Source organism: Agrobacterium tumefaciens (genome assembly GCF_005221385.1).
Taxonomy (GTDB): domain Bacteria; phylum Pseudomonadota; class Alphaproteobacteria; order Rhizobiales; family Rhizobiaceae; genus Agrobacterium; species Agrobacterium tomkonis.
This window is the reverse complement of record NZ_CP039904.1, coordinates 1,163,541-1,178,952: the sequence shown is the minus strand read 5'-3', so window position 1 is coordinate 1,178,952 and position 15,412 is coordinate 1,163,541. Positions and strand designations below refer to the sequence as shown.

Annotated in this window: 14 protein-coding genes and 1 pseudogene; 9 read left to right on the top strand and 6 right to left on the bottom strand. The window is 60.6% G+C overall.

The window, feature by feature from the left end; genetic code table 11:
* Positions 1-120 precede the first annotated feature (120 nt).
* The 6 genes from CFBP6623_RS20620 (at position 121) to recX (ending at position 6,194) form a co-directional block, all read left to right on the top strand.
* The gene (locus tag CFBP6623_RS20620; RefSeq protein ID WP_046801653.1) at positions 121-1,134 is read left to right on the top strand and encodes an ABC transporter substrate-binding protein; all 1,014 of its coding nucleotides are present in this window, start codon (positions 121-123) and stop codon (positions 1,132-1,134) included.
* A 98-nt stretch (positions 1,135-1,232) separates the two neighbouring features.
* On the top strand, positions 1,233-2,696 hold the full coding sequence (locus CFBP6623_RS20615; RefSeq protein WP_046801652.1) for an ATP-binding cassette domain-containing protein: 1,464 nt from the start codon (positions 1,233-1,235) through the stop codon (positions 2,694-2,696).
* Positions 2,693-3,634, top strand: a complete 942-nt coding sequence (locus CFBP6623_RS20610) for an ABC transporter permease (protein WP_046801651.1) — start codon at positions 2,693-2,695, stop codon at positions 3,632-3,634. The genes CFBP6623_RS20615 and CFBP6623_RS20610 overlap by 4 nt, the downstream gene beginning before the upstream one ends.
* Positions 3,631-4,578, top strand: a complete 948-nt coding sequence (locus CFBP6623_RS20605) for an ABC transporter permease (protein ID WP_046801650.1) — start codon at positions 3,631-3,633, stop codon at positions 4,576-4,578. Before CFBP6623_RS20610 ends, CFBP6623_RS20605 begins: the two co-directional genes overlap by 4 nt.
* Before the next feature lie 34 nt (positions 4,579-4,612).
* Positions 4,613-5,533, top strand: coding sequence for an SMP-30/gluconolactonase/LRE family protein (locus tag CFBP6623_RS20600; protein ID WP_046801649.1), 921 nt, complete (start codon positions 4,613-4,615; stop codon positions 5,531-5,533).
* A gap of 70 nt (positions 5,534-5,603) precedes the next feature.
* Positions 5,604-6,194 carry a recombination regulator RecX gene (recX, locus tag CFBP6623_RS20595; protein WP_046801648.1) on the top strand — a complete coding sequence of 197 codons (591 nt, stop codon included), beginning with the start codon at positions 5,604-5,606 and terminating at the stop codon, positions 6,192-6,194.
* Between the two features lie 3 nt (positions 6,195-6,197).
* On the opposite strand, the gene CFBP6623_RS20590 is transcribed toward recX, so the two are convergent.
* The 6 genes and pseudogenes from CFBP6623_RS20590 to CFBP6623_RS20565 form a co-directional block, all read right to left on the bottom strand.
* Positions 6,198-6,593, bottom strand: a complete 396-nt coding sequence (locus CFBP6623_RS20590; protein ID WP_046801647.1) for a c-type cytochrome — start codon at positions 6,591-6,593, stop codon at positions 6,198-6,200.
* Positions 6,594-6,690: 97 nt separating this feature from the next.
* Positions 6,691-7,218: a DUF992 domain-containing protein gene (locus CFBP6623_RS20585; RefSeq protein WP_046801646.1), complete on the bottom strand. Its 528-nt coding sequence runs from the start codon at positions 7,216-7,218 to the stop codon at positions 6,691-6,693.
* A 248-nt stretch (positions 7,219-7,466) separates the two neighbouring features.
* Positions 7,467-8,276 (bottom strand): ATP-binding cassette domain-containing protein, encoded by an 810-nt coding sequence (locus CFBP6623_RS20580; RefSeq protein ID WP_046801731.1) that lies wholly within the window; start codon positions 8,274-8,276, stop codon positions 7,467-7,469.
* A gap of 30 nt (positions 8,277-8,306) precedes the next feature.
* The gene (fhuB, locus tag CFBP6623_RS20575) at positions 8,307-10,274 is read right to left on the bottom strand and encodes a Fe(3+)-hydroxamate ABC transporter permease FhuB (protein ID WP_080842884.1); all 1,968 of its coding nucleotides are present in this window, start codon (positions 10,272-10,274) and stop codon (positions 8,307-8,309) included.
* On the bottom strand, positions 10,271-11,170 hold the full coding sequence (locus CFBP6623_RS20570; protein ID WP_046801644.1) for an iron-siderophore ABC transporter substrate-binding protein: 900 nt from the start codon (positions 11,168-11,170) through the stop codon (positions 10,271-10,273). The genes fhuB and CFBP6623_RS20570 overlap by 4 nt, the downstream gene beginning before the upstream one ends.
* Before the next feature lie 28 nt (positions 11,171-11,198).
* Positions 11,199-11,471, bottom strand: a pseudogene (locus CFBP6623_RS20565) (TonB-dependent siderophore receptor); the annotation flags it as partial.
* A gap of 157 nt (positions 11,472-11,628) precedes the next feature.
* Here CFBP6623_RS20565 and CFBP6623_RS20560 point away from each other — a divergent pair.
* The 3 genes from CFBP6623_RS20560 (at position 11,629) to CFBP6623_RS20550 (ending at position 15,407) form a co-directional block, all read left to right on the top strand.
* Complete coding sequence (locus CFBP6623_RS20560) at positions 11,629-13,296, top strand: phosphoethanolamine transferase (protein ID WP_046801642.1); 1,668 nt, start codon at positions 11,629-11,631, stop codon at positions 13,294-13,296.
* A 66-nt stretch (positions 13,297-13,362) separates the two neighbouring features.
* On the top strand, positions 13,363-14,016 hold the full coding sequence (locus CFBP6623_RS20555; protein ID WP_046801641.1) for a response regulator transcription factor: 654 nt from the start codon (positions 13,363-13,365) through the stop codon (positions 14,014-14,016).
* 53 nt (positions 14,017-14,069) lie between these two features.
* A complete protein-coding gene (locus CFBP6623_RS20550) occupies positions 14,070-15,407 on the top strand; it encodes a sensor histidine kinase (RefSeq protein ID WP_046801730.1) in 1,338 nt (445 codons plus the stop codon).
* Positions 15,408-15,412: the final 5 nt, after the last annotated feature.

The window sequence follows — 15,412 nt, the reverse complement described above, 5'->3', positions numbered from 1 at the left end:
ATTCTCGCTTGTACTGGGGAACGGAGCTCCAGTGCAACGGGATTTCGTCTGCTGCCGAGGAGATTTGCGGCGGGTGAGGGTTCCGGACCCGAAAGGGCAAGCCACCAGGGAGGAAAATCAATGGCTTTCAGGAAGATGCTTCTGGCGTCGGCCGCTGTCGCGTGCGCAGCCTTGCCGATCACCGCTCATGCCGATACGTCGGCAAAAAAAATCGCGCTTTCGAACAATTACGCAGGCAATTCCTGGCGTCAGGCAATGCTGACCAGCTGGGACAAGATCACCAAGCAGGCGGTCGCCGACAAGCAGGTCGCGAGCGCCGACGCCTTCACAACCGCCGAAAACCAGGCGACCGAACAGGCGGCGCAAATCCAGAATCTCATTCTGCAGGGTTATGACGCCATCGTCATCAACGCCGCCTCCCCCACCGCCCTTAACGGCGCTGTGAAGGAAGCCTGCGACGCCGGCATCACCGTCGTTTCCTTCGACGGCATCGTCACCGAACCCTGCGCATGGCGTATCGCGGTGGATTTCAAGGCGATGGGTGAAAGCCAGATCGACTATCTGGCCAAGGCCATGCCGAAGGGCGGCAATCTGCTCGAAATCCGCGGTCTTGCAGGCGTTTCGGTGGATGATGAAATCCATGCCGGCATTGCCGCCGGTGTCGCCAAGAACCCGCAGTTCAAGATTGTCGGTTCGGTCAATGGCGACTGGGCGCAGGATGTGGCACAGCGCGCCGTTGCCGGCATCCTGCCAAGCCTTCCCGAAGTTGCCGCCGTGGTGACGCAGGGCGGTGACGGTTACGGTGCCGCACAGGCTTTCGCCGCCGCCAAGCGCCCGACGCCGACCATCGTGATGGGCAACCGCGAAGACGAGCTGCAATGGTGGAAACAGCAGAAGGATGCGGGCGGTTACGAGACCATGTCCGTCTCCATCGCCCCCGGCGTCTCGACGCTGGCTTTCTGGGTGGCGCAGCAGATCCTCGACGGCAAGGATGTGAAGAAGGATCTGACCGTTCCCTTCCTGCGTATCGATCAGGGTAATCTTGAGGAAAACCTGAAGACGACCCAGAAGGGTGGCGTGGCGAATGTGGAATATTCGCAGGCGGATGCGCAGAAGGCCATCGCCGCCAAATAAGCGGGCCGGTTCACAACCGATATCTGCGGCGCTCCGGAAACGGACGCCGCAGCAGCCAACACTATTATCCGATTTTCAGATCACTGGCGTAATTGCTCATGAATGACATCATCGAGGCGGAAGAGGTCGTCGCCGCGCGCGGCGTGAAGGTCGTGTTCGGCGCGGTCAAGGCGCTGGACGGGGCCGATCTCATCATCTGTGCCGGGGAATGCCTCGGGCTCGTCGGCCATAACGGCGCGGGAAAATCCACCATCGTCAACGTTATCAATGGCGGGCTGACACCGCATGAGGGTTCCATTTCCTATCGGGGCGACCAGAACCGCCACGGTATCGCGGCCGCCCGTGCCAATGGCGTGCGCTGTGTGTTTCAGGAGCTGTCGCTCTGCCCGAACCTCACGATCAGCGAAAATGTCCGCATCATGCATGCTGCAATCGGCGGCCGGAACTGGCGCAGCCGGGCACTGACGACGATCCGGCAGACCCTGGACGAAATTTTCCCCGGCCATGGCATCGATTGTGAACTGACGATTTCCGAACTATCCATCGCCGAACGGCAGATGGTGGAAATCGCCATCAATTTCTGCCGCATTCCGCAGGCGCCGAGACTGGTGATCCTCGATGAACCGACGTCTTCGCTAGATGCCGGCCTTGCAGAGCAGCTGATGGAGTATGTCCGCCGTTTCGTGCGCGAGGGCGGCTCGGTGCTGCTGATCTCGCATATTCTCGGCGAAATTCTCTCCACCGCCACCCGTATCGTGGTGATGAAGGACGGTCGGGTGGTGGCCGACCGGAAGGCTGCGGAATTTACCACCCGCTCGCTGGTCGAAGCCATGGGCAGCGTCGTCAAGGAACAGGACAGGCGGCAGGGAGAAGGCCGCAAGGCAGGCGAAAAGGTGCTCTCCATGCCGGCGCGGCGCGGTGAAGGCCTCGCCTTCGAGGCCTTTCGCGGCGAGATCATCGGCCTTGCCGGCCTCGGCGGCCATGGCCAGACCGAAGCATTGCTCGATCTTTATCTCGCGCAGAACAGCAGCTGGCTGCCTTCGCGAAAGACCGATATCGCCTTCGTGGCGGGCGACCGCAGTCTGAACGGCACCTTCCCGCTCTGGAGCATCCTGAAGAACCTTTCCATCGCCTCGCTCAGGGATATTTCATCGGCAGGCATGGTGGACCGGACAAGGGAAATGGAACTTGGCGCGCAGTGGAAACAGCGCATCGAAATCCGCACGCCTGATATGGGCAACAAGATCCTATCCCTCTCCGGCGGCAACCAGCAGAAAGTGCTTTTCGCCCGCGCGCTTGCCACCACCGCCAGCACCGTTTTGATGGACGACCCGATGCGCGGCGTCGATATCGGCACCAAACAGGAGGTCTACGACATCTTGAGAACCGAAGCCTCTCATGGCCGCACCTTCATCTGGTACTCCACCGAAATGGACGAAATCCGCCTTTGTGACCGGGTCTATGTCTTCCGCGACGGCGCCATTCAGGCGGAACTCGTCGGCGATGACATCACCGAGCAGAATGTGCTGGCCGCTTCCTTTGCCGGAGAAGACCACGCATGAAACTCTCCGCCAGCGCCCTTCGCCTCATCATTCCCGCCGCCTCGCTTGCCTTCCTGCTCGCCGCCGTCTTCTACATGCAACCGCGCGCCATGAGCTATAACGGCATGAACCTGCTGTTCAATCTGGCAGTGCCTATCGCACTTGCCACCATTGCCCAGATGCTGATCATGTCGGTCAACGATCTCGACCTGTCGATGGGCACTTTCGTCAGTTTCTGCGCCTGTGTCACCGCCACCTTCCTGCAGACGACGCCGCTTCTCGGCATTGCGATCTTTGCCGGCGCGATTGCGGTTTATGCCGCACTCGGGGCCATCATCCATATCCGCGCCCTGCCCTCAATCGTCGTCACACTCGGCATGAGTTTCGTCTGGGGCGGTTTGGCCGTGCTCATCCTGCCCTCGCCCGGCGGCCAGGCGCCCGCCTTCATCCGGGCGCTGATGACAGCCAAACCGCCGCTGGTGCCGATCGCCATCGTCGCCAGCATCCTGATCGCGGTCGTTGCCCATTACATCGTCATGCGCTCCTCTTTCGGTGTGCTGATGCGCGGTGTCGGCGGCAATTTCCGCTCCGTCGAGCGTTCCGGCTGGTCGGTGGTCGGCATCCGCGCTGCCACCTTTGCGCTCGCCGGTTTCTTCGCGGTGCTGTCGGGCATCGCCCTTGTCGGACTGACGACCGCGGCCGACGCCAATATCGCCCTGCGTTACACGCTGCTGTCGATTGCCGGTGTCATTCTGGGCGGCGGCGAATTCGTCGGCGGAAGGGTTTCACCCGTCGGCGCTGTCATCGGCGCGCTGACGCTGACGCTTGCCGGCTCTTTCCTGTCCTTCATGCGCATTTCGCCGGACTGGCAGATCGGCGCGCAAGGCGCGATCCTGATCATCGTGCTGGCGCTGCGCATCCTGCTCAACCGTCTTGAAAAGCGGGAGAAAAACCAATGAACGGACTGTCGTCCCTCTCGAAAAAACCATGGATCTGGTCGTTCGCCGCAACGGCTGCCGTGTGGATCGTCACCGTGCTCTTCACCGGCGGCGCAAGTTCCTTCGGGCTGTCGCATGCGGCGCTCACCTTCGCGGCCTTTTCCGTCATCGTCGGCATTGGCCAGATGTTCGTCATCACGCTCGGGCCGGGCAATATCGACCTCTGCGTTCCCGCAACAATGACGCTATCAGGCACGCTGGCGCTGAAATTCATGGATGTGTCCGACGGTCTCATCCTGCCGGGACTGCTGATCGCCATCCTGATTGGCATCGCCATTGGCATCGGCAATTATGCGCTGATCAAGCTCCTGCGCATCCCGCCGATCATCGCGACGCTGTCGATGAGCTTCATCGTGCAATCCATCGCCATCTGGTCAAATCGCGGCCTTCGCATCAAGCCGCCGGAAACATTGGCGACTTTCGCCATCTCCAGCTCTTTCGGCATTCCAAACGTCGCACTCGTGGCGCTTCTCCTCTCGGTTATCGCATGGCTGCTGCTCGACCGTTCGTTTTACGGCCGCTGGATTTCCGCTATCGGCCAAAGCACCTTTGCCGCCCGCATGACCGGCATTCCGGTGGATGGCACCCGTTTCGTCACCTATGTGCTCTGCGCGGTGCTGGCAGCGATTGCCGGTTATCTTCTCGCCAGTTTTTCCGGCGGGGCGGCGCTCAACATGGGATCCGAATATCTGCTGATGTCGATTGCCGTCGTCGTCATCGGCGGCACGGCGGTGGCGGGTGGTGACTCCAACGTTCCCGGCATCTGGGGCGCCTCGCTCTTCATGTTCCTGGTGGTTTCGATGCTGAACACCTATGGTTTCGGCGCCGGCATCCGCCTCATCCTCACCGGCCTCATCATCATATCAGTCATTCTTCTGGCAAGCGGCCCCAAGGCCACGCGCTGACCCCAAACAACAAGCCCACAAGCGGACCACGCTCATGACCACAGACAACACATCCCCTTACGAAATCCACGATGACCGCTTCCGCCATCTGATCGTCGGTAATGCCGAGCTGGAAGAGCTTTATTCCGGCTGCCGCTGGGCCGAAGGGCCGGTATGGTTTGCCGATTTGAACTGCCTGCTGTTTAGCGACATTCCCAATCAGCGCATGCTGCGCTGGGTGCCGGATGGCGGTGTCTCGGTGTTCCGCCATCCCTCCAACTTCACCAATGGCAACACGCGCGACCGGCAGGGACGACTGGTTTCCTGCGAACATGGCGGCCGCCGCGTTACCCGTACCGAGGTCGACGGCTCGATCACCGTTCTCGCTGACAGCTTTGGCGGAAGGCGGCTCAATTCACCCAACGATGTGGTGGTGAAATCCGATGGCAGCATCTGGTTCACCGACCCCACTTACGGCATCCTCTCCGACTATGAGGGATACAAGGCCGAGCCGGAACAGAAGACGCGCAATGTCTACCGGCTCGATCCCGCAACAGGAGAGGTAACGGTCGCTATCGACGACTTCATGCAGCCGAACGGTCTTGCTTTTTCGCCCGATGAAACGAAGCTCTACGTTGCCGACAGTTCCTACAGCCATGATGTCACCCGCCCGCGTCATATCCGCGTCTTCGACGTGGTGGACGGCGCGAAGCTCGCCAACGGCCGGGAATTCTGCAACCTCGACAATGGCCTTCCGGACGGCTTCCGCCTGGATACGTCCGGCAATCTGTGGACCAGCGCCGGTGATGGCGTTCACTGCTTTGCGCCTGATGGCACGCTCATCGGCAAGATCAAGGTGCCGCAGACGGTTGCAAACCTCACCTTTGGCGGCCCGAAAAAGAACCGGCTGTTCATCACCGCAACGAAATCACTCTATTCGGTATATGTGGCCGCAACCGGTGCGCAGACACCCTGAGACGCTGAAACCGTAAAATTCAGACCGCGAAGGAACTGGCAAGACGGCTTTGCCGCGTTATAAATGCGGCATGAGTGACGATTCCAGCCCCTTCCTGACTGATGACATGGAGTTCGACGGCGAAGCGCCGGCCGTTGAACCCACCAGCCGCATGCTGTCCTGGGCGCGCAATTCCGCCCTTTACCGGCTGGAACAGCGGATGATGACGGAAAAGCAGCTGCGCGACGCCATCATGCGCAAAGCGCGGGAAAAATTCGAGGAGATCAGCCCGGCGCAGGTGAAGGCGCTCGGCGAATTTGCCGTGACATTCGCTTATGGCATCAAGGCGCTTGATGATACGGCCTATGCGGAAATTGCTGTGCGGAGCGGCCAGCGCAGCGGCAAATCGAAACGTGGGCTGGCGCAGAAACTTCAGATCAAGGGCATAGCACGGGAAACGGCAACGGCCGCGTTGCAGGAGACCAACGATCTGGTCGCCGCCGTCATCTTCGCGCGCAAGCGCGCCTTCGGGCCGTTTCGCCGTGTCGAACTCGACGAGAAGCGCAAGGGCAAGGAGTTTTCCGCCTTCGCCCGCAATGGCTTCGGCTTCGAGATCGGCGCGAAGGTCATGGCGATGAGCTTTGAAGAGGCGGAAGAGATCGTCGCGGAAGCGCCGCTCTGACGATTATTGTGGCAGGGGATGCGTTTTCAGATAGGCGATCAGGTCCGTTATATCTGTTTCGCTCCACAGCCCGAAAAAACGCATCGCATTTCCCGGGATCGCCTTCTTCGGGCTGGCAATGAATTTCTGCAGTTCGTCTTCCGTCCAGACCCGGCCAGCCGCGCCGGCATCCTTTAGCGCCTGCGAATAATGGCCGTAATCGGCCACGGAAGCCATCGGCCTGCCGACCACACCCATCAGATGCGGACCCATGCGGGTGCGCGGCGTATCGGCACTGTGACAGGTGGAACAGCGGCTGAAAACTTTTTCCCCATGAGCCGCATCGCCTTCGGCAAAGGCGCTCACCGCGACGAGGGAAAATACGGTCGCTGCCGCAATATGTCTGAATATGGAAATCATGCCCCGGATAATACAACGCCCTCCCCGTCTGACAACGAAGAGGGCGTTTTTTGACATGCGACAGAATGCCCGGTCAAAGCACCGGGCGCTTCGCCGATCAGTTCATGGCCGTCAGCGTAACCGAGGTGCCGGTGGCAGCAAGGTTGAGACCAACCTGACCCGTCACGCTGACCGTCTGCAGCTGGATGGAACCGGAGGTGCCGCCAACGAGGATGTTGGTGCCAACGCCGAGACCAACGGTGACTTCAGCCGTTGCGCCCTGATAAAGGCCGCCGAGCGAACCACGGTGGTAACCGGCGGTCGGAGCGAAAACGGCCCAGACCAGACGGCCCTGCGTGGTGAAGCCGAGGTCAACGCCCATCTTGCGGATGGCGCCGGTGTAATGGTCGGTGCGGCGTGCGCCCATCGTGGACTGGAAGGTGCAGTCCAGTTCCTTGGCGGAACCGAGAACATAACCGACACCACCGCCGATATCGCAGCTCAGATAACCGATCTTGACGCCGTTGCGGTCGTCCTGCTCCTGCGGAGCGGATTCGTATCTCGCAAGGTCGGCAGCCAGTGCGGATGCAGCCCCACCGAGGCCCATCGTCAATGCGGCAAAAGTTACGGCAACAGCCTTTTTCATCTTATTTTCTCCTGTTTTAGTCCTACCCGCAGCAGCCCTTCTTGCCCTCTCCGGATATTGAATTCCGCACTGTTAACGTTTGTTCCCTGAAATCGATCCAAAACAACTTAATTGGATGCAAGGAAAGCAAAGCGGTTAACAATGTCTAATGGCGGTAGGGTGCCATTAAGACATTGTTAGGGCGGAAAATGCGTTGAAAATTACTGTCAACAACAAGCGCTTTCAGGCGTTGTTTTGCTGCAACAAACTCAAAGCGGCAGCGCGACGGGCAAGCCGGTGGCAGCATGCGTCATGACATCCATGCGCACCCCATAGATCCGCTCCAGCGCCTCTGGCGTCATGATCTCCTGCGGGGTTCCTCTTTCAATCAGATTACCGGAATGCAGGGCGACGATCTCGTCGCAGAAGCGTGCCGCCATGTTGACATCGTGCAGCACCACGATGACACCGAGACCCTTTTCACGTGACAATCTCTGCACCAGCGACAACACTTCGATCTGATGTGCGAGATCAAGCGCCGATATCGGTTCGTCCAGCAGCAGGCTTTCGGCATTCTGGGCAACCAGCATGGCCAGCCATACGCGCTGGCGCTCGCCACCGGAAAGCGTGTCCACCAGCCGGTCGCGGAATGCCACGGTGTCGGTCAGCTCGATGGCCTCGTCCACCTTCTCCTGATCCGCCTTGGTGAACTGGCCGAGCGCGCCATGCCAGGGATAACGACCGAGCGCCACCAGCTCCTTGGCGAGCATGCCGGAGGCGGCTGGCGTATATTGCGGCAGATAGGCGAGCTTTCGCGCAAATTCCCGGTTACCCCAGGCACCCAACGCCTTTCCCTCAAACGACACACTACCCGCTGTCGGCTCCTGAATCCGCGCGAGAATCTTGAGCAGCGTCGATTTTCCCGAACCATTGTGACCGATCAGGCCGATGGTCTTGCCGGTCGCAAAACTTGCCGTCAGCGGCTGCAGCAATGTTCGGCCGGGTACCTCCATCGTCACCCCATCCAATGAAAAAAGCGGGGTATCGTCGTAGCCGGCGGCAAGCGCTGCCTCACCCATGGTTTTCATCTCCGTAAATGCTCAGACACATCATTCGCGCCTGCCTGACAGCCAGATCAGGTAGGGCGCACCGGCCAGAGCCGCAAAAAGCCCGAGCGGCAATTCATAGGGAAAGGTGACCGTTCGCGCCCCGAGATCGGAAAGCGCCATCAGTACGGCTCCGAAAAGGAAAGAAGCGAACAGATGGTCGCGCGGCGTGGTGAAGCCGGCGCGAAGCGCGATATGCGGCGCCATCAACCCGACGAAGCTCAGGGGACCGACAAGCAGCGATGCAGCACCAGTGGCGATGCCGGCCACCGCAATGACAGCAATGCGCGCGAGACTGAGCGGCAGCCCGAGGGAAATCGGCACATCCCGGCCAAGCGGCAGGATCGTCAGCCAGCGCGTCACCGACAGCGCAGCTGAAAGAAGAACGACGGAAAGCACCGCAAGAAATATCGCCGAAGCCGGTGTTGCAGTCGAACCGGAACCGCTGAGCCAGGCAAGAATCTGCCAGGCACGCTGGTCGCCAATGGCAAGCAGGGCCGAAAGCACGGCCGAGCAGAGAGAACTGACGGCAATGCCCGCAAGCAGTATTTTTTCAGGCGCCAGATACCGGCGCACCGCAAAGATCAGCACGAGGGTCATGACCGCCGCCGAGCCGATGCCAGCGCCCGCGAACAGTTCAAAGAGGCCAGCCGCCGGAAAAATCGTGATGGCAGCGGCAAAACCGAGGCCTGCGCCGCCGCTGACGCCGATCACCTCCGGGCTTGCCATGGGATTGCCGGTCAGCCGCTGGAGAAGCGCGCCCGCCATGGCCAGAAGACCGCCGGCGGCCATGGCCGCCACCAGCCGCGGCCAGCGGAAGGGTAGAAGGCTTTGCAGATCACCGGCACCCAGCAGTGTCCAGCCATCTGGGCCTTTGCCGATGGCAAGCGCTGCAAAGATCAACACGGCCATGATCACAAGCACTGGCAGCAGCGCAGCAAGCCGGCGTCTTGCCGCAACATCGCCGCCCTGGCTGCGATGGACGTCCGTCGGCCGGATTTTCGGCAACAGCCACAGAAGCAGCGGCCCACCGATCAGCGCCGTCACCGCGCCTGTTGGGAAAACTTCGGCCGTCGTGCTTGCCAGAAGCTGAACGAGACCATCACAGAACCAGAGCAGCAGCCCGCCCAGCAGTGGGGAAACCAGGAGCACGGAGGAAGACCGCCGCACGCCGAGCGCCCGGGTGAGCGCCGGTGCGGCAAGGCCGATGAAGCTGACGAGGCCGACCGCTGCAGCAACGAAGGCGGCCAGCGCGACCGCAACGGCCGCAACCGCCAGCCTGATCGAAAACAGCGATACGCCGAGCGATCGCGCGCCGGCATCACCGAGACCGAGAACCGTCAATGGCCTTATCAGCAAGCCGGTGAGGACAAGGCCCACGAGGAGCTGGAAGGCGAGTGAAAAGGCATTCGACCAATCCTGCTGGCTGAGCGAGCCGCCGTTCCAGACAACGAGCGACATCAGATATTCGCCTTGCGCCAGCGTCAGCGCCGCAGAAACGGAGGCGGCGGTTATGCCGACGAGAAGTCCTGATACCACCATGGTCACCGGCTCGAAGGACCGTCGCCAGCCGAGAAGAAAAACAATGCCGGCGGCGGCGGCAGCGCCAGTGAGGGCCACGAAGGCGCGGTTACCATCCAGCACCGAGGGAAAGAACAGGGTGGCGATGACGATAGCCAGCTGCGCGCCAGCGGAAATGCCGAGCGTCGAGGGGTCGGCAATCGGATTGCGCAACAATTGCTGGAAAAGCGCACCCGACAGGCCGAGCATCGCGCCCGCCAGAATGGCGACAGCTGCGCGCGGCATCAGGCTGAAGGCGAAAATCACCTGATCCATCGACAGGTTGGCGGCATCGAACGGCAGGCCGGGCCATGCGCCGAAAGGCAGCCGCTGCAAGCCGGCATGCAGAGAAAGCCCGCAGGCCAGAACGAACAGAAGCCCGAAGAAAAGCTGGAGAGGCCGCGCGGTCACAGAGCTTCTCCCTGCGCCGCCAGCGCCTCGGTCAGAAGCCGTGCAAAACGCATACCGGCGGTCATGCCGCCATAGGGACCGACATTGCCGAGCATGACCACCCGGTTTTCCCGCACGGCCGGAAGGGCCCGCCAGATGGCGCTGTTGCGCAGGCTCTCACGGGCCTCCACCGGAATATCGGAGACGATGACGATGCTCGCATCGGGCGAAGCGGCGAGATTTTCGAGCGGCACCGGCGCCGCGAAGGTGAATTGCGAGCGATCCACCCAGGCATTGGCGAGCCCCAGCCGGCCAAGCACATCCCCGAACATGCTATCGGCACCAAAAGCGCGAAAATGCCGGGCGTCGCCGATGTTGATCACATAGGTCGGCCGCGCGGAAAAACCGGCAAGGCGGGTCCGCATGGCTTGCAGCGCCGCTTCCGTTTCGCCCAGAACCCTGCGCGCCTCATCGGCCCTGCCGAGCTTCTCGCCAAGGGCGGAGACCGCCGCCAGCGCCTTTGCGAAAGGCGGCTCGCCCTTCACGTAGAAGGGCAGCGAGAAGACCGGCGCAATCGCTTCCAGCCTGCCGGTGTAGCGCGTGTAGAAAGGCGAAATCAGGATGAGATCCGGCCGGGTCAATTGCAGAAGCTCGAAATTCGGCGCGCCGCGCAGACCGAGATCAACGACGCTTTCAGGGATTTCCGGCTCAACCGCACCGGCCCTGAACTGGATTAGCTCGGTTGCCGCCACCGGCATGACGCCGAGCGCCACGGAGGTTTCGAGCATGGCCCAGTCGATTGCGGCGATGCGCGGGGTTGCGGCCACCGCCTTGCCGGCAAAGGCAGACGCGGCGAGCAGGCCTAAAAATTCCCGCCGCCCCCAAAGGGGTGACATCCATCGATCCTTGCGCGTCATGCCCCTGCTGCTTCACTTGATAATGGCGTCACCAACGATAGGTCAGCTTGCCCATGACCGTTCTTCCGTCACCGTAATAGCATCCGAAAGTGGAGCAACTAGAAATATATTCTTTATCAGTCAAGTTTTGTACCATAAGCGAGGCGCGATAGCCGTTCTTCTCGTCATGCACACAGAGATCAAACAGGGCGAGACCCTTCATCTCGAAGGTATTGGCGGCATCGCCATAGCGCTTTCCGACATAACGGACGCCGCCGCCGATCCCGAAGCCTTCAAGCGCCGTATTCTCCGCGAAGGTGTAGCTTCTCCGGCCGTGAGAGCCTTCATATGACAATTTCATGACAAAGCTTTCAGGTTGATGTCAGCTAAATAACGCATCCGCCATCAATCGGCCCATGCGGCAGCGTGAACGGGACGTTTTGCTCGTTTTCCGCCACCGCCGGCATATTTAAAAACTGGTGGACCTAGCATTGGCTCTTTTTACCGCGAAAGCGACAGGATTTGAATCGTATCGTCCGGAAATCGGCAGCGTGCCGCTCAGCCTGCTGACGGCGGCCTATCTGCTGTTTTTCATGAACCAGACATTCTGGTCGAAGGTTCACACCTATCTTTCCGCTTATCCGGTTGCCATCGTTGCGCTTTATGTCGCCATGGCGGCGCTTTTCGGCGCCCTCATCACCATTTTTTCCGCCAAATATCTCATCAAGCCGTTTCTGGTCTTCGTCATATTTGCGGCCGCCGCCGCCTCCTGGTTCATGGACCGTTACGGCGTCGTCATCGACAGCGACATGATCCGCAACGCCATGGAAACCACGCAGGCGGAAGCGGGCAATCTGATCACCCCCGGCTTTGTCTGGCACATGGCGATTTACGGACTGGTACCGTCCATCGTCATCGCCGCCATCCGCGTTCGGCATCGGCCTATCCTCGACAAGCTTTTGTGGAACACCATCAGCATCCTGGTGTGCCTCGGCATCGTCGGCATCATCAGTTTTGCGAATTCAAAGACATTCACCACAGCCATCCGTCAGCACAAGGATATCGTCAAAAGCGTCAACCCCTTGTCGCCGATGATGTCCGCCGTCCATTATTTCACGCAGGCCGGCCAGGAAGCCGAAATACAGGTCAGCCCAATCGGTAAGGACGCTAAGGTTCTTCCCGCAGCTGGAGGTGTCCATAAGCCGCGCATCACCGTCATCGTTGCGGGTGAGACCGCTCGCGCCGCGAATTTTTCCCTGAACGGCTATGGGCGCGACACCAATCCGGAACTGGCCAAGCGCGACGTGATCTATTTCCCCAACACGACCAGCTGCGGCACCGCGACGGCGATGTCCATTCCCTGCATGTTCTCGAAATTCCCCCGTTCGCAATATAGCCATAGCAAGGCACTCGCGAATGAAAACGTCATGGACGTCCTCGTCCACGCCGGTGTCAGTGCGACATGGCTGGACAACAACACCGGCAGCAAGAATGTCGCCGACCGTATCCCCTATTTCGACCTGCCCTCCACGAATGACAGCCGCTTCTGCACCGGCGGAGAATGCCGCGACGATATCTTCTTCGACAAGCTCGACGCCTGGCTCAACAACGTCACGAAGGATAGCGTCATCGTGCTGCACCAGATGGGTAGCCACGGACCGACCTATTATCTGCGCTATACCGACGAATTCCGCAAATTCACCCCGGATTGCCGCACCGCCGAGCTCGGCAATTGCAGCGATGCCGAGATCGTCAATTCCTATGACAACACGCTTCTCTACACCGACCATTTCCTCTCGACAGTGATCGACAAACTGAAAGCACGCTCCGACAAGCTGGCAACCGGCATGATCTATGCGTCGGACCACGGCGAATCGCTTGGCGAGAACGGCGTCTACCTGCATGGCGCACCCTATCTGCTCGCCCCCGACCAGCAGACCCATGTGCCGTTTCTCGTCTGGTTCGACGATGACTTCGCCAAATCCATGGGGCTCAACCGGGCCTGCCTTGCAAAAAGTGCCGCAGAGGGTGGACGCTCCCACGACAATTATTTCCACAGCATTCTTGGCATGATGAATGTCTCCACTTCCGTCTACGATCCCTCGCTGGATGTGTTTGGCGGCTGCACCCAGCGCCAGAACAGCTGAACAGACAGTGCTTGACGCTTATCCCGTGAAAGCGATACGCAGGACGACGCGATAAAGGGAGCTGTCTTGCGGGTTCTGCTTGTTGAAGACGATCATGTGCTTGGAGAAGCGTTGCGGGACCATGTCGCAGCGGCCGGCCATGCTGTTGACTGGTTCAAGACGTTGGGCGACGCCATGGCGGCAACGCTGACCATGGCTTATGGCCTGATCCTGCTCGACATGCGCCTGCCGGATGGCGAAGGCATCACCCTTCTGCAAGCGCTGCGCAAGCGCGATGACGCTACACCGGTGATCATCCTGACGGCACATGATCAGGTTTCCGACCGGATTGCCGGGCTGAATGCCGGGGCGGACGACTATCTGGTCAAGCCTTTCGACCTCGATGAGCTTTCGGCGCGCATGCTGGCGGTCTCGCGCCGTTACGAGGGTCGCTCGGCGCCCGTCATCCGCCTGCCCGGCATCGAGATCAACCAGGTGGCGCGCAATATCACGGTCGATGGAACGGCGCAGACGCTCAGCGCCCGCGAATGGGCCGTGCTGGAAAAGCTGGTCGAACATCCCGGCGCCGTGGTCTCGAAAGCCCAGCTGCACGATACGCTTTACGAATTCGGTGCGGAAATAGAAAGCAACACGGTCGAGGTCTATATCAGCCGGCTGCGCAAGAAAATCGGCCATGACCGCGTCGAGACCGTGCGCGGCGTCGGCTACACGATCAAGTGAGCCAGACGGCAGAAAGGCCAGACGGCAAGCAAGCAAACAACAAGCAGGCAGAAATGGCCAGACCGACCAGCATGACCCGCAAGCTCGTGACGGCGTTGACCAGCGTCGTCGCCATATCCTGGCTCCTCGCCTGCGGGCTGGGCGTCATGGTGATGCAGGACGAATTTGCCGAGATTTTCGATGCCGGCGTGCAGGAGACCGCCGAAAGGCTGCTGCCGCTTCTGGCCGACGATCTCAGGGAAAACAACACGGCCCCCGCCTCCCGCAAGCTCAACCCTTCGGCGGAAGGCGCGGAATATCTGACCTATCAGGTGCGCGACCGCGAAGGACAGGTCGTTCTGCATTCGCATGACAGTTCGACGGAGCCTTTCGAAGTCTCACTCGACCCCGGTTTTTCTGAAACAGCGACGCAGCGCATCTACACGGCTGTAACGCCGGACGGTAATTATTTCCTGCAGGTCGCCGATGCCTTCGCCAACCGGCGCGAGGCGATCGAGGAAGCGGGCAGCGCGCTGCTTTTGCCCGTACTCATCCTCATTCCCGCCAGCATCTTCGCCGTCATCGTGGTGGTGCGCAGGACCCTGCAACCGATACAGACCCTGCGCGACGAGATCGGCAAAAAGGATGGCGGCAATCTTGCGCCGCTCGAAACACAGCCTTTTCCCGGTGAACTGCATCCCATCGCCCGTTCGGTCAATCTGCTGCTTGGGCGGCTGCGATCGGCAATCGAGGCGGAGCGGGAATTCACCGCCAACAGCGCCCACGAATTGCGCACGCCAATTGCCGGCGCGCTGGCGCAGGCGCAGCGGCTGCATGCCGATATTCCGCCGGAACTTGCGCCGCGCGTCGAGAATATCGAAAAATCCCTGCAACACCTTGGCCATCTCGCCGAAAAGCTGCTGCAGATGTCGCGGGCCGAAGCAAGGATCGGCGTGACCGATACGGCGAATGACGTCATCCCCATTCTCGAACTCGTCATCGATGACATGGTGAGAACGGCGATAGGCAAATCCCGCATCCGCTTCACCAATCACTGTGAGGACGGCCTGCCCTGCAGGATAGGCGCGGACGCCTTCGGCATCATCGTTCGAAACCTTCTCGAAAACGCCCTGATCCACAGCCCGGCGGGAAGCCCGGTGCAGGTTTTCGCCGAACAGGACGGCACGGTCCGCATCATCAATTCCGGACCGGCAATCGACAGGGCGCTGTTGCCCAAACTGACGACCCGTTTTGCCCGAGGCCCGACCAAGGCGGATGGCACCGGACTTGGCCTTGCGATCGTCAAAAGCCTGGTGGAGCAGACCGGCGGCGAATTGGTGCTTTCTTCACCGGCACCCGGCCGGCAAGACGGCTTCGAGGCCCGTGTGGTTCTTCCCGTCGAAATTGCCTGAAGGTA

Excerpts from the sequence above, each read along its gene's own strand:
- CFBP6623_RS20620 (WP_046801653.1), top strand. The coding sequence starts at position 121 with ATGGCTTTCAGGAAGATGCTTCTGGCGTCGGCCGCTGTCGCGTGCGCA.
- CFBP6623_RS20615 (WP_046801652.1), top strand. The coding sequence starts at position 1,233 with ATGAATGACATCATCGAGGCGGAAGAGGTCGTCGCCGCGCGCGGCGTG.
- CFBP6623_RS20610 (WP_046801651.1), top strand. The coding sequence starts at position 2,693 with ATGAAACTCTCCGCCAGCGCCCTTCGCCTCATCATTCCCGCCGCCTCG.
- CFBP6623_RS20605 (WP_046801650.1), top strand. The coding sequence starts at position 3,631 with ATGAACGGACTGTCGTCCCTCTCGAAAAAACCATGGATCTGGTCGTTC.
- CFBP6623_RS20600 (WP_046801649.1), top strand. The coding sequence starts at position 4,613 with ATGACCACAGACAACACATCCCCTTACGAAATCCACGATGACCGCTTC.
- recX (WP_046801648.1), top strand. The coding sequence starts at position 5,604 with ATGAGTGACGATTCCAGCCCCTTCCTGACTGATGACATGGAGTTCGAC.
- CFBP6623_RS20590 (WP_046801647.1), bottom strand. The coding sequence starts at position 6,593 with ATGATTTCCATATTCAGACATATTGCGGCAGCGACCGTATTTTCCCTC.
- CFBP6623_RS20585 (WP_046801646.1), bottom strand. The coding sequence starts at position 7,218 with ATGAAAAAGGCTGTTGCCGTAACTTTTGCCGCATTGACGATGGGCCTC.
- CFBP6623_RS20580 (WP_046801731.1), bottom strand. The coding sequence starts at position 8,276 with ATGGGTGAGGCAGCGCTTGCCGCCGGCTACGACGATACCCCGCTTTTT.
- CFBP6623_RS20570 (WP_046801644.1), bottom strand. The coding sequence starts at position 11,170 with ATGACGCGCAAGGATCGATGGATGTCACCCCTTTGGGGGCGGCGGGAA.
- CFBP6623_RS20550 (WP_046801730.1), top strand. The coding sequence starts at position 14,070 with ATGGCCAGACCGACCAGCATGACCCGCAAGCTCGTGACGGCGTTGACC.